Origin of the sequence: Paracoccus sp. DMF-8 (assembly GCF_029309835.1) — a bacterium.
Taxonomy (GTDB): Bacteria; Pseudomonadota; Alphaproteobacteria; order Rhodobacterales; family Rhodobacteraceae; genus Paracoccus.
Window position 1 is genome coordinate 54,682 of record NZ_JARJHL010000002.1, and the last position, 12,761, is coordinate 67,442.

A 12,761-nucleotide genomic window follows, 5' to 3' on the forward strand; every position below is an offset into this window, starting at 1 on the left:
GCGTGTTCCGCTACCCCTGCGTCGTGGAATTCGGCATAGTCAATCTGGGCCGAAAGACAGGGGGCGGCAAGCTGAATATGGATCGCGATACCAGCCTTGGCCGGCGGCTGTTTCTGGCATTCCTTGTGATTGCGGGCCTGCCGGCGCTGACCGGCCTGTGGGGCTGGATCCAGCTGGCCGATGTCGAACGCGACCAGAATGCGCTGATCAACAACACGCTGCCGGCGATCATCGACGTGCGCGGCTTTACCGAGGAAAGCAGCAAGGTCGTCGCCGCCGCCCCCGAATTCGCCGCCGTCACCCGCGAGGAGGATCGCGTGCAGCGGGCGGCCTATCTGTTCGGGCAGGTCGATGCCCTGCGCCAGCGGCTGGAGCGGAACCGCAACCACAGCAACCTGCCGCCCTATGCGCTGTCGGTGACGGTCATGGACATGCGCAACAGCATCGGCGTTCTGGATGTGCTGGTCCAGCGCCGCATCGCCGCGCTGGACCAGCAGCGGGCGCAGCTGGCGGCGGGGCTTGAGGCGGCGGCCGAACTGTCCGACATCGCCGATACGCTGGTCGCCAATGCCGAGGCCGGCAGTTCCGCCGTGGTGACCAGCCTTTACGATTTCGCCCGGCGCCCGTCCGATCCCGAGGGGTATTTTCAGACATTGGACAAGCTGGTCGAGGTCGATCTGTTCCAGCTTGGCCTGATGTTCGACATGCGCGCCCAGACCGCCGAACTGGGGATGATCCTGTCGCGCATCGCCGCAGCCGGAACGCCCGAGGCGCTGGCGCTGGCAGGGCGGGATCTGACGCGCAGCACCGATATCATCACCCGTCGCATCCGCGCGGTTCAGGATCCGATGCGCGCCGCCCATGCCCGGCAGTTGCTGCAGGTGATCGCGCCGCAGGACGGTCGCCCCGATGACCTGAACGCGGTATCCGCCCGCCTGCTGGACATCAACGCCCGCATCGTCACGGTCGAGGCCTCGGTCCGCGCGGCGGCGGCGCAGATGGACCGTGAGGCCGCCGCCCTTGCCGAAGAAATCCACGCCCGCGCGGTGGTGTCGGGCGGTCAGGCCAGCGCCACGATCAAATTCGCCCGGCAGTTGACCACGCTTGGCGCGGTCTCGGCGCTGCTGGTGTCGCTGGCGGTGCTGTGGTTCTATGTCCGGGGCAATATCCTGCGCCGGCTGGAGGGGCTGGCCGCGACCATGGCGCGTCTGGCCGGGGGCGATACGCGCAGGCCGGTCGTGCCGTCCGGCAATGACGAAATCGCCCGGATGGAGGCCGCCGTCGAAATCTTTCGCAGGCAGGCCATCGCGAACCGCGATCTGGAGGATGAGCGCAGCCGCCATCTGGACGAGCTGAACCAGCATCGCAACGAATTGCAGCGTCTGGTGCAGGACCAGACCGAACAGTTGCGCGGCGAGGTCGCGGCCCATGCCGAGGCCCGCCATCGCGCCGAAGCCGCCGACCGTGCGAAATCCGAATTCCTCGCGATGATGAGCCATGAGCTGCGCACCCCGATGAACGGCGTTCTGGGCATGTTGCGCAGCCTTGGCCGCGATCCGCTGACCCATCGCCAGCGCTCCTATCTGCGCGCGGCCGAAGTGTCGGGCCACGGCCTGATGGCGATTCTGAACGATATCCTTTACCTGCCGCTGATCGAATCGGGGCGGCTGATCGAAACGGTTTCGACCTTTCGCATCGGCGAACTGGTGCAGGACATCACCTTTCTGATGTCGCCGGTGGCGCAGGAAAAGGGGATTGCCCTGCTGCATGTCCTGCCCGACGACCTGCCCCCGGCCCTGCGCGGCGATGTCGCCAAGCTGCGGCAGATCCTGTTCAATCTGGTGGCCAATGCGCTGAAATTCACCGCCGAGGGCCGGGTCGTGGTGACGGTCGAAACCCTGCCCGGCGATGGTGGCAGGGCGTGGTTCCTGATCAGCGTCAGCGATACCGGCAAGGGGATTTCGGAACAGGCCCGCGAGCGGATCTTCGAGGTGTTCGAACAGGAAAACCCCGCCACCGCGCGGCAATATGGCGGCACGGGGCTGGGCCTTGCCATCTGCCGCCGCTTTGCCGAGGTGATGGGCGGGACGCTGTCGGTGGACAGCACGCCGGGGGTCGGTTCGGTCTTTGCCCTCAGGGTCGGCTTTCTGCCCGGCAAGGTCGGCGACCTGCCGGCCCCCGATATCCATTTCCCCGCGCCGCAGCGCCCGCTTTCGGTGCTGGTGGTCGAAGATCATGCGATCAACCGGATGGTCGTCGAAACCTATCTGGAAGCCGGCGGCCATCACTGGCAGATCGCCGAAACCGGCGAGGCGGCGGTCGCGGCAGTGGCGGCGGAACGCTTTGACGTGGTCTTGATGGACGTGAACCTGCCCGGCGTTTCGGGGACCGAGGCGACGCGCCGCATCCGCGCCCTGCCGGATCCGCGACGGGCGATGGTCCCGGTGATCGGCATTTCGGCCCATGTCCAGCCCGACCAGATCAGCGAAAACCTGGATGCCGGGATGATCCATGTTCTGGCCAAGCCGCTGACGCCCCGCCAGCTTCATGCCGCGCTGACCGCGATCACGCCGCAGGCGCGCGATGACGGGGACTTGCTGCAAGCGATGCTGGCGGATTTCGGGCGCGCGCGCACGATCATGATCGCCCGCGCCTTTCTGGACCGCATGGATGCCGATCTGGCCGCGATCACGGCGGCGGGCCAGCAGGGCGCCTATGACAAGCTGTCGGGTGCCGCGCATCGGATGAAGGGGGCGGCGGGCAATCTGGGGTTGGATGGGCTGGTGGGTTGCCTTCAGGATCTGGAAAGCAGCGCCCGCGCCGCAGACCGGGCGACGGTCACGCGCGATCTGGACCTGTTGGCCGATCTTGCCGCCCGGACCCGGCTGGAACTGGTCCGGGCGCTTGACCGGCTTGACGCGCAGCAGGTCAGTCCAGCGGAGCCGTGAAGATATAGCCCTCGCCATGCGAGGTCGAAAAGATGCGCGGCTGTTTCGGATCGTCCTTCAGTTTCAGCCGCAGCCGCCGGACCAGCACGTCGATCGTGCGGGGATTGGCGCCGCTGCCCTGACGGTGGGTGATCGCATGGCTCAGGCGGTCGCGTTCCAGCACGGCGCCGGGGTTGGTGACGAAAACCCGCAAAAGTTCGAATTCGCCGCGGGTCAGGGGGATGTTTTCGCCATCCTCGCGCCACAGGCTGCGTTGCGTCACGTCGAAGCTGAAGCCGCAGAAATGGAACACCCGCCGGTTCAGGTGCTTGATCATCATGGTCCGGCGCAGCAGGTTCTTGACCCGCGCCAGCAGTTCGCGGCGGTTGAAGGGCTTGCAGACGTAATCATCGGCCCCCAGTTCCAGCCCGACGATGCGGTCGACGTCATCGGTGCGGCCGCTGAGCAGGATGATCCCGATTTCCGAACGCGCGCGCTGTTCGCGGGTGATTTCCAGCCCGTCCTTGCCCGCCAGGTTGATATCGACGATCAGCAGGTCCGCCCCTTCGGTCGCCAGCAGCCTTTCGGCCTGATCCGCCGTATCGCATTCCGAAATGCGATAGCCGAAAGAGCCCAGATAGGTCGCCAGCGTCATGCGGGTGATCGGCTCGTCCTCGATCAGGACGATATGGGCTGACGTGGGGTTCAAGGCGTTACGCTCCACCTGCGTCTGAGAGTGTCGGGGAGGTGTCGGGAAACCGGATCACCACAAGAAATTCACCCCCAGTTAACAATTTTTCATAACTTAGTCCAATCTGTTCATGCTCTGGGGCTTACTCATTCACAAACTGCCCATAGTCTGGATCTCAGGACGGCAAGCGACCTTCCGCAAACAAGCCTGCGATTGCAGGGAACCAACTGGGAAAATTTCATGAAAAGCAGCCGAATGTCATTTTTGGGCGCGACCGCGCTTGCGCTGGTCTCAACCCAGGTCTGGGCCGAAGATTCGTCCGACCCCATCGTGATCCCGACGCATAACTGGTCCAGCCAGATCGTGATGAGCCATGTTGTCGGCCAGATCTTTGAATCGCTTGGCAATTCCGTCGAATATGTCTCGACCGACAGTCAGGCCGTCTATGAGGCGATCCGGCTTGGCGATGCCACGCTGGAGGTCGAGATCTGGGAAGGCGCCTTTGGTTCGTCCTTCGACGCGGCCGTCGCCAAGGGCGGCATCCATGCCGCAGGCGCCCATGACGCCATCACCCGCGAAGACTGGTGGTATCCGGCATGGACGAAAGAGGCCTGCCCCGGTCTGCCCGACTGGCAGGCCCTGAACGACTGTGCCGCGATCTTTGCCACCCCCGAAACCGGCGACAAGGGGCGGTTTCTGGGCGGCCCTGTCGACTGGCTGAAACATGACGCGGAAAAGGTCGATGCGCTCGGCATGAATTTCGTCGTGGTCAACGCCGGTTCGGCGGCCGCGCTCTGGGCGGAACTGGCGGCGGCGGAAAAATCGAAAACCCCGATCGTGCTGTTCAACTGGACCCCGAATTTCGTCGAAGCGGTCTGGGATGGTGAATTCGTCGAATTCCCCGAATGGGTCGAAGGCTGCGACACCGATCCCGCCGTCGGCCCGATCCCCGACAAGGTCTATGACTGCGGCAATCCCGCGAATGGCTATCTGAAAATCGCCGCCTGGGACGGGATGAAGGAAAAATGGCCGCGCGCCTATGAGGTGCTGACCAAGGTCGATATCAGCAACCCGCTGATTTCCGAAATGGCCAAGATGGTCGATGTCGACGGGATGGAACCCGAAGATGCCGCCACCGCCTGGCTGGACGCCCATCAGGATGTCTGGAAGCCCTGGCTGGAATAACGGGCCGCGTCCCTGCAGCCAGCCTGCCCGGTTCCGGCCGGGCGGGCCCAATCTGCCCGGCCCCCGCCGGGTGGGCATGTCCGGAAACCAACCTTAGGAAGGAACGTATCTTGACGGGTTCTGACGCCGTAATCTCGTGCCGGAATGTCTGGAAGATCTTTGGTCCCGCGCCGCAGCAGCATCTGGACAGCCTGACGCGCGGCACGCCCGAGGCGCGCGGCCAGCATGTCACCGCCGTCCGCGATGTTTCGCTGGATATCGCGCGGGGTGAAATGCTGGTCATCATGGGCCTGTCGGGCTCGGGGAAATCGACGCTGGTGCGCTGCCTGTCGCGGCTGATCGACATCACCGGCGGCAGCGTTTCGGTCGAGGGGCGCGATATCGGCGCCATGTCCGAGGCCGAACTGATCGCCCTGCGCCGCAGCAAGATGGGCATGGTCTTTCAAAGCTTCGGCCTGCTGCCCCATCGCACCATTCTGGACAATGTCGCCTTTCCGCTGGAGATGCGCGGGCAGGACCGCCACGCCCGTTATGACCGCGCCCGCGAGATGCTGGCGCTGGTCGGGCTGAAAGGCCGCGAGGGGTATTTCCCGCGCGAACTCTCGGGCGGGCAGCAGCAGCGCGTGGGCATTGCCCGTTCGCTGGCGATCGAGCCGGATATCTGGTTTCTGGACGAACCCTTTTCCGCGCTGGACCCGCTGATCCGGCGCGAGATGCAGGACGAATTCCTGCGGCTCAAGGGGCTTTTGAACAAGACCATCGTCTTCATCACCCATGACTTCGACGAGGCCCTGCGTCTGGCCGACCGCATCGCCATCATGAAGGACGGCATGGTCGAACAATGCGACACCCCTGACCGCATCGTGCTGGACCCCGCGACGGAATATGTCGCGAAATTCACCGCCGAGATCGACCGGGCGCGGGTGATCCGGGCCTCGGGGCTGGCGCGGCCGCTGAACGGCGTGGCGATCGAAGGGGCGGCCGTCGCGGGCGATCTCAGCATCCGCGATCTGGGCCGCCAGATGGTCGCCGACAGCCGCAGCCATATCCCGGTGGCCGGGCGCGACGGGCAGTTGATCGGCGTGCTGGACCGTCAGGCCGCGCTGGATATCCTGTTGGGAAAGGCGGCGGCATGACCGATATTGCGCCCCCCCATGTCGCCGCGCGTCCCGGATCGTCGGCCGGGCAGGTTGCGCTGATCCTGCTGGCGCTGGCCGCCGCGCTGGCGCTGGCCAAGCCCTATCTGCCCGCCGGGCTGATCCGCCCGCCCGAATGGGCCGTGGTGCCCTTTGCCGCGTGGTTCAACGCGGCTTTCGCCTTTCTGCGCGACGATCTGGGCCTGATCCACGTCACCCGCGCGATTGCCGATGCCGTGCAATGGTGTCTGGATGTGACCGCCAACCTGCTTTACGGCAAGGCCCGCTGGCCCCGCCTTGGCGCCATCCCCTGGAGCGTGATCGCCGTCAGCGCGGGCATGGCGGGCTATGCCCTGGGCGGGCTGCGGCTGGCCTTTCTCAGCGGCGGGACATTCGTCTGGATCGCGCTGATGGGCCAGTGGCAATGGGCGATGGAAACCCTGTCGGTCATCGTCGTCGCCGCCCCTTTTTCGGTTCTGCTGGGGCTGGTCACCGGCGTCGCCGCGTGGCGCTGGCCGGGGTTCGAGCGCGTCCTGAACCCGGTTCTGAACATCGCCCAATCCCTGCCGCATTTCGTCTATATGATCCCGGTCGTGGTCTTTATCGGCGTCGGCCCCAAGGCGGGCGCCATCGTCACGATCATCTTTTCCGTGCCGCCGATGGTGCGCATGACCCTGCTGGGCCTGAAGAAAGTCCCCGATGAGGTGATCGAAGGCGGCAAGATGAGTGGGGCAAGCCGCTGGCAGTTGCTGACCCGCGTGCGCCTGCCCACGGCAAGGACCGAGATCCTGATCGGCGTCAACCAGGTCATCATGCAATCGCTGGCGATGGTCGTTCTGGCCAGTTTCATCGGGATGCCGGGGCTGGGGCAAAAGCTGTTGCAGCTCTTGCAGGCGCTGCGCATCGGGCTGTCCATTGAAATCGGCATCACCATCGTCTTGCTGGCCGTCACGCTGGACCGGCTGTCCAAGGCATGGGCCATGCGCCTGCCGGTCCACCACCAGCCCGGCGCATCATGGGCGCAGCGCCACCGCCTGCTGCTGATCTGGGCGGCGCTGGTTCTGGCCTGTTCGGCGCTGTCGCTGCTGCATCCCTATTTCCACATCGTGCCGCGCAGTCAGGCGCTGAGCATTGCGGGCCCCATGGACGGGCTGATGAATCGCGTGATCGAGCTGGTCTCGCCGCTGACCCAGTTCCTGCGCTGGTTCCTGATTACATGGGTGCTGATCCCGCTGCGCGATTTCGCGCTGTGGCTGCCCTATGCGACCGTGCTGATCGGTCTGGCCGCGCTTGGCTGGGCGGTGAACGGCCGCCGCGCCGCGCTGGTCTGTCTGGCCGCCTTCGGCCTGATCGCCCTGACCGGCTGGTGGGACCGGGCGATGATCACCGCCTATACGGTCAGCTTTTCGGTGCTGATCGCCTGCCTGATCGGCCTGCCTCTGGGCATCTGGGGGTCGCGCAATGAACGGCGCGCCGGGGCGATGCTGCTGATCTGCGATTCGCTGCAGACCTTTCCCAGCTTCATCTATCTGATCCCGGTCGTGATGCTGTTCGGGGTGAACGATGTCGCGGTGATTTCCGCCGTGGTCGTCGTCGCCACCGTTCCGCTGGTCCGCTACACGATCGAAGGCCTGCGCGGCATCGCCCCCGAACTGGTCGAGGCCGCCGAGATGAGCGGGGCCAGCCGCCGCCAGATGCTGTGGCATGTCCGCCTGCCGCTGGCGCTGCCGACGATCCTTGTCGGGCTGAACCAGTCGGTGATGTTTGCGCTGTTCATGGTCATCATCGCGGCCTTTATCGGCACGCAGGATCTGGGGCAGGAAATGCAACGCGCCTTGTCCACGGCCGATGTCGGCAAGGGGCTGGTTCTCGGCAGCGCGGTTGCGGCCATGGGGCTGATGGTCGATTACCTTGTGACAAGCTGGCCAAAGCGGTTTCAGGAAAACTAGCCGCCTGAACGGTCTGCCCCTCCAGAAAAAAGGAGGGGCAGATCATCGTGGTTGCGCGCGGGCCGGGCTTTCCAGCCCCGCGCGGCGCGGCATCACCCCTCCGGCCTGCACCAAGGATCCGGCGGTTTGCGTCGCGCCCGATCCTCCGCTACGCTCAGGAAACTGCGGCGCGCTTTTGCAGTGGTAATTGGGGAGGTCCCGGTGACACAGCCGTTTCCGATCAGCATTGGCCGGGTCTATGATCCGCCGGACCCGGATCTGGGCGCGCGGCTGCTGGTGGACCGGCTTTGGCCCCGCGGGATCCGGAAAAGCGACCTGCATCTGGACGACTGGCTCAGGCAGGTCACCCCCAGCAACGACTTGCGAAAATGGTATCACGCCGATCCGGCCAGCCGCTATCCCGAGTTCGCGCGGCGCTATGAGCAGGAACTGAGCGGCAATCCCGACGGGGTAGGGGATTGCCTGCAATGGTGCCGCAAGGGGCCGGTGCTGCTGCTGACGGCGGCGCATGATCCCGAAACCAGCCATGTGCCGGTCCTGCGCGCGCTGCTGCATCGGCAACTGCAGACAGAGGACCAGCCATGACCGACCCTTTCGAAACTCCCTTGTGCGGGCAGCTTGGCTGCGCGGTTCCGGTGCTGCTGGCGGGCATGGGGGGCGTGGCGCGATGGGAACTGGCGGCGGCGGTCGCCAATGCCGGCGGCTATGCGCAACTGGGCATGGTGCGCGAACCGCCCGAACTGATCGCGGCGGAAATCACCGCCCTGCGCGCCGCGACGGCAAAGCCTTTTTCCGTCAACATCATCCCGCCGCGACCGAACCCGGCCTGCTTGACCGGCAGATTGGCACCTGTCTTGATCTGGGTGTCGAAACCTTTACCTTTTTCTGGGATGTCATGCCCGACATCATTGCGCGGGTAAAGACCGCAGGCGCGCGCGTGCTGCATCAGATCGGCACCGTCGAGGCCGCCCGTCAGGCCGAAGCTGCGGGCGCCGACGTGCTGATCGCGCAAGGCGTCGAGGCAGGCGGCCATATCCATGGTGAGGTCGCGATGCTGTCGCTGGTCGAGGCTCTGGCCGCGCGCAGCACCCTGCCTGTCGTCGCATCGGGTGGCATTGCCTCGGGGGCGGGGCTGGTGGCGGCCCTTGCCGCCGGGGCGCAGGGCGTGCAGATCGGCACCGCCTTTCTGGCCACGGTCGAATCCTACGCCCATGAATATCACAAGGATCGCGTGGTCGCGGCCGAGGCAGGCGACACATTGCGGACCGATCTTTTCGTGCTGAACTGGCCCGCCCATTCCGCCGTCCGGGTGCTGGCCAACAGCACGACCAAGGGGCTGGGATACCGGCCGATGGGCCACGACCCCGACCAACTGCCGCGCGAGGTCATCGCGTCGGAAGGCGCAAGGCCGATCTATCGTTACAGCACCGATTCCCCGATTCGAGAGACGACCGGCAACCTTGAGGCCATGGCCCTGTTTGCCGGGCAGGGAGTGGGCGCGGTCACGGATATTCCGACGGCGGGGGAACGGCTGCGCGCCATTCTGGCCGAAGGTCGGGCCGTGCTGGCGCGTCTGGCCGAACAGGGGCGGCCATGACACGAGACCCGGCCAGGGCATCCCATGCCTCGCCACCTTGTCTGGCCGCGGACATCGCGCCGGATTATTTCGATCCGCTGGCCGTGGATCCGCAGCAGGCCGTGGATGTGGCGCGCTGGCGCAAGGCGCAGCGCATCGCCCTGTTGCAGGCGCGCGCGGCCCTGAGCGCGACGGACCGGGCCGAGGCTGCCACAGCCATCGCCCGGCGCCTTGACACGCTGCTGGCAGAGATCGCCCCCGATCTGACGGGAAAAGTCGTTTCCGGTTACTGGCCCATCAAATCCGAACCCGATCTGCGTTTCTGGCTGGAGGCCCTGACCCGGCGCGGCGTCGCAACGGCGCTGCCCGTGGTCGAGGTCGTATCAAGACCGCTGACCTTTCGTCCGTGGCACCCGCAGATGCCGATGGTGCGGGGGCACTGGAATATCCTTGTGCCGGACAATCGCGAAAGCCTCGTGCCCGACATCATGCTGGCCCCCCTGGTCGGCTGGCAGAGCGGGGGATTTCGTCTTGGCTATGGCGGTGGCTATTTCGACCGGACCCTCGCGGCCTGTCGCGCGAAGGGCAAAAAGCCCATCGCTATCGGTGTCGGCCTTGCCTCGGCCCGGCTTCAGACGATTTACCCGCAGCCGCATGACATCGCGCTGGATCATATCGTCACGGAAACAGGCCGATTTGCATGATTTCGGCGAAAGAAGGGCCGGGGGCTAAGCAAAAAAGGCCGGCATGACGCCGGCCTTTTCGCATGGGTTACGGATCGGTTCATTTGGCCGCGCGGACCAGAACCTTGTCGTTCTGGACATGGCGCACCGCCAGTTTGCGGCCAAGGCGGCCAGAGGCCAGAACACGCGCGCCTTCGGGCGTCGGGCCGTCGCTGGACATCCTGCGCAGTTCGGGAAAGATCGCAAAGATTTCCTCGCGGGCGGCCTGACCAAGCGATTTCAGCGCCTCGGCCCCGGTATAGAGCGATTCCGTCTCGGCGCCGTCAGAGACGACGATTTCGTGGCGGTCGAACAGCATGTGGAAATATTCGACCGATTCCAGATCGGTGGCGACGTCGATGCCTTCGATCTGCAAAAGCTGCTTGGCCGCGACCAGCACCTCTTCACAGCCAAAGATCTTTTGCGCGATACGCGAACGCACCAGAATGCGGTGCTGGGGCGAAACGACCAGATCGCGGGCCGGGATGTCGCGGCCAAGCGAACCGGCGCGGATGCGGATCGGGCGCAGGTTGTCGGCCCGTTCCAGCACGGTGCGCGGCAGTTTGCGCGAGCCGATCCAGCGGATTTCCTGCAGGCCGTTGTCGCGGGTCCAGACCTTCATGCCCTGACGCAGATCCTGAATCGGCATGGCGCCGAATTCGGTTTCGATCAGCGTGTCGGCCGCAAAGCAGGGGAAACAGGTGCGATCGGTGAAGATGCTGTCATGGCAGGTGTCGTAGTGCTTGTTGCCTTGCGGGAACTGCACGCCGACGATGGGGCGCGAGGTCATCGCCTCGATCTCGGCCTCCGACGCATTCAAGGGCGGCGGCATCAGGAAGGTATTGCCGGCGGTGTCCTGCATGATGCGCACGGTCAGAACCACGTCCTCGGTCGTGCCGTCGGGGTTCTGGAAGGTCACCGTGGTCTTGTGAACAAGCGTCGTCAGATCGACCTTGTAGTTGCGCGCGCTGCCCGAGGCGTCATGGGTGATGGTTTCGGAAAAGAAACCGGCCAGACCGTCGTTGGTGCGGATGATGCCGTCGTTGTTGCTGTCGTTCAGCGTCACTTCGACCATATTGCCGAACAGCGGGTTGGACGGGTCGCCAAAGCTGGTGCCCCCCAGGATCGAGGCTGCCTTTTCGGCGCCGGGATGCAGCTCGTTCGGGTCCATATCGGCCAGCTTGCCGATAAAGATCATGTTTTCGCAGCCCGGGGCGGTCGGGCCGCAATGATTGCCATTGTGGTGGTTGCCGCCGTGGTGATTGTTACCGTGGTCCTTGCCAGAGTGGTGGTGGCCAGAATGGTGAGAGCCAGTCATCGCAATGTCCTTGTCAGATGCGCGGAGGTTCCGCGCAATCGGTTGCCCATCGCCCTGCGATCAGATCACACCGGAGTGCAGCATTGGCTGCCTGATCCGCGACCGATGGAGTCGGGTCGATATGACCTGACATCATCCCGTTTAGGCTCAGGACCCATTGATTTCCGACTGGCGGCGTGATTCACGGTTCGAAAAGCGAGCGGTGACCATGTCTGATCTTTTTTGGTTGACGGACGCGCAGATGGCGCGTCTTGAGCCTTTCTTCCCCAAGTCCCACGGCAAGCCTCGCGTCGATGATCGACGCGTGTTAAGCGGGATTATCTTCATCAATCGCAATGGCTTACGGTGGCGCGATGCCCCGGCAGCCTATGGCCCGCACAAGACACTATACAACCGTTGGAAGCGGTGGAGCGACAAGGGCATCTTTGCCCAAATGATGGCGGGTCTGGCGGCCGGGCACGGCGAAGAGAAGACCGTGATGATCGACGCCACTTACCTGAAGGCCCACCGCACCGCGACCAGCATGGGCGTGAAAAAGGGGGCGTGGGCGCCTGATTGGTCGCACCAAGGGCGGCATGAACACCAAGTTGCACGCCATCTGCGACAGCCGAGGGCGCCCCCTCAACCTGTTCGTCACTGCCGGACAGGTCAGCGATTACATCGGCGCGCGGGCATTGCTGAGCAGCCTGCCGGATGTCGATTGGCTGCTCGGGGATCGCGGCTATGACGCCGACTGGTTCAGAGAAGCGTTGAAAGACAAAGGGATACGCGCCTGCATCCCAGGCCGGAAGCAGCGGAAGAAAACCGTCAAGTACGACAAGCGCCGGTACAAACGGCGCAACCGGATCGAGATCATGTTCGGCAGGCTCAAGGATTGGAGGCGTGTGGCGACCCGGTACGACCGTTGCCCCAAGGTATTCTTGTCAGCAATCGCACTTGCTGCCCTCGTCATCTACTGGCTTTGAAACTCAATGAGTCCAGACCCTAAGATCGTTCAGGATATAAACAACATTAAAATAAAAACAAAACCGTTCAGATGATGGCGGTATTGCGCGGTAAAACGCCGAAAAGAGTTTGATTTTATGGGGCGTTTTGGATTTAAACACGGAATGCGTGTTTTTATATTAACTTTTTCGCTGTTGGATCAATAACACGGATAGCGGGAATTGGCTGTTTTGAAATCCCGGAACAGCAATCGACCCATGAAAAAAGGGCCGGGATTGACCCGGCCCTTGCAAAGGGTGCCAGCCTGTCAGG

The 12,761-nt window shown here is 64.3% G+C and carries 11 protein-coding genes; 9 read left to right on the plus strand and 2 right to left on the minus strand.

What is annotated here, in order from left to right; translation table 11 throughout:
- Positions 1–2: 2 nt before the first annotated feature.
- On the plus strand, positions 3–2,948 hold the full coding sequence (locus PE067_RS00570; protein WP_276187345.1) for an ATP-binding protein: 2,946 nt from the start codon (positions 3–5) through the stop codon (positions 2,946–2,948).
- Here the strand turns inward: PE067_RS00570 and PE067_RS00575 are convergent.
- Positions 2,929–3,636 carry a response regulator gene (locus PE067_RS00575; protein ID WP_276187346.1) on the minus strand — a complete coding sequence of 236 codons (708 nt, stop codon included), beginning with the start codon at positions 3,634–3,636 and terminating at the stop codon, positions 2,929–2,931. The genes PE067_RS00570 and PE067_RS00575 overlap by 20 nt on opposite strands.
- A gap of 237 nt (positions 3,637–3,873) precedes the next feature.
- On the opposite strand from PE067_RS00575, the gene PE067_RS00580 reads away from it, so the two are divergent.
- The 7 genes from PE067_RS00580 to PE067_RS00610 all read left to right on the plus strand — a co-directional run bounded on the left by PE067_RS00580 (position 3,874) and on the right by PE067_RS00610 (position 10,168).
- Positions 3,874–4,803, plus strand: coding sequence for an ABC transporter substrate-binding protein (locus tag PE067_RS00580; protein WP_276187347.1), 930 nt, complete (start codon positions 3,874–3,876; stop codon positions 4,801–4,803).
- Between the two features lie 110 nt (positions 4,804–4,913).
- A complete protein-coding gene (locus tag PE067_RS00585; protein WP_276187348.1) occupies positions 4,914–5,939 on the plus strand; it encodes an ATP-binding cassette domain-containing protein in 1,026 nt (341 codons plus the stop codon).
- The gene (locus PE067_RS00590; RefSeq protein WP_276187349.1) at positions 5,936–7,888 is read left to right on the plus strand and encodes an ABC transporter permease subunit; all 1,953 of its coding nucleotides are present in this window, start codon (positions 5,936–5,938) and stop codon (positions 7,886–7,888) included. The genes PE067_RS00585 and PE067_RS00590 overlap by 4 nt, the downstream gene beginning before the upstream one ends.
- A gap of 201 nt (positions 7,889–8,089) precedes the next feature.
- The gene (locus tag PE067_RS00595; RefSeq protein WP_276187350.1) at positions 8,090–8,473 is read left to right on the plus strand and encodes a DUF488 family protein; all 384 of its coding nucleotides are present in this window, start codon (positions 8,090–8,092) and stop codon (positions 8,471–8,473) included.
- Complete coding sequence (locus PE067_RS00600) at positions 8,470–8,808, plus strand: nitronate monooxygenase (protein WP_276187351.1); 339 nt, start codon at positions 8,470–8,472, stop codon at positions 8,806–8,808. Before PE067_RS00595 ends, PE067_RS00600 begins: the two co-directional genes overlap by 4 nt.
- Positions 8,748–9,485 (plus strand): nitronate monooxygenase, encoded by a 738-nt coding sequence (locus PE067_RS00605; protein ID WP_276187358.1) that lies wholly within the window; start codon positions 8,748–8,750, stop codon positions 9,483–9,485. The genes PE067_RS00600 and PE067_RS00605 overlap by 61 nt, the downstream gene beginning before the upstream one ends.
- Positions 9,482–10,168 carry a 5-formyltetrahydrofolate cyclo-ligase gene (locus PE067_RS00610; protein ID WP_276187352.1) on the plus strand — a complete coding sequence of 229 codons (687 nt, stop codon included), beginning with the start codon at positions 9,482–9,484 and terminating at the stop codon, positions 10,166–10,168. The genes PE067_RS00605 and PE067_RS00610 overlap by 4 nt, the downstream gene beginning before the upstream one ends.
- Before the next feature lie 79 nt (positions 10,169–10,247).
- On the opposite strand, the gene PE067_RS00615 is transcribed toward PE067_RS00610, so the two are convergent.
- The gene (locus PE067_RS00615) at positions 10,248–11,504 is read right to left on the minus strand and encodes a Hint domain-containing protein (protein ID WP_276187353.1); all 1,257 of its coding nucleotides are present in this window, start codon (positions 11,502–11,504) and stop codon (positions 10,248–10,250) included.
- Positions 11,505–11,712: 208 nt separating this feature from the next.
- On the opposite strand from PE067_RS00615, the gene PE067_RS00620 reads away from it, so the two are divergent.
- A protein-coding gene (locus PE067_RS00620; RefSeq protein ID WP_276187354.1) for an IS5 family transposase occupies positions 11,713–12,469 on the plus strand; the annotation gives its coding sequence in 2 pieces (ribosomal slippage) (positions 11,713–12,044 and positions 12,043–12,469; 759 coding nt in all).
- Positions 12,470–12,761 lie beyond the last annotated feature (292 nt).

Excerpts from the sequence above, each read along its gene's own strand:
- PE067_RS00580 (WP_276187347.1), top strand. The coding sequence starts at position 3,874 with ATGTCATTTTTGGGCGCGACCGCGCTTGCGCTGGTCTCAACCCAGGTC.
- PE067_RS00590 (WP_276187349.1), top strand. The coding sequence starts at position 5,936 with ATGACCGATATTGCGCCCCCCCATGTCGCCGCGCGTCCCGGATCGTCG.
- PE067_RS00600 (WP_276187351.1), top strand. The coding sequence starts at position 8,470 with ATGACCGACCCTTTCGAAACTCCCTTGTGCGGGCAGCTTGGCTGCGCG.
- PE067_RS00610 (WP_276187352.1), top strand. The coding sequence starts at position 9,482 with ATGACACGAGACCCGGCCAGGGCATCCCATGCCTCGCCACCTTGTCTG.
- PE067_RS00615 (WP_276187353.1), bottom strand. The coding sequence starts at position 11,504 with ATGACTGGCTCTCACCATTCTGGCCACCACCACTCTGGCAAGGACCAC.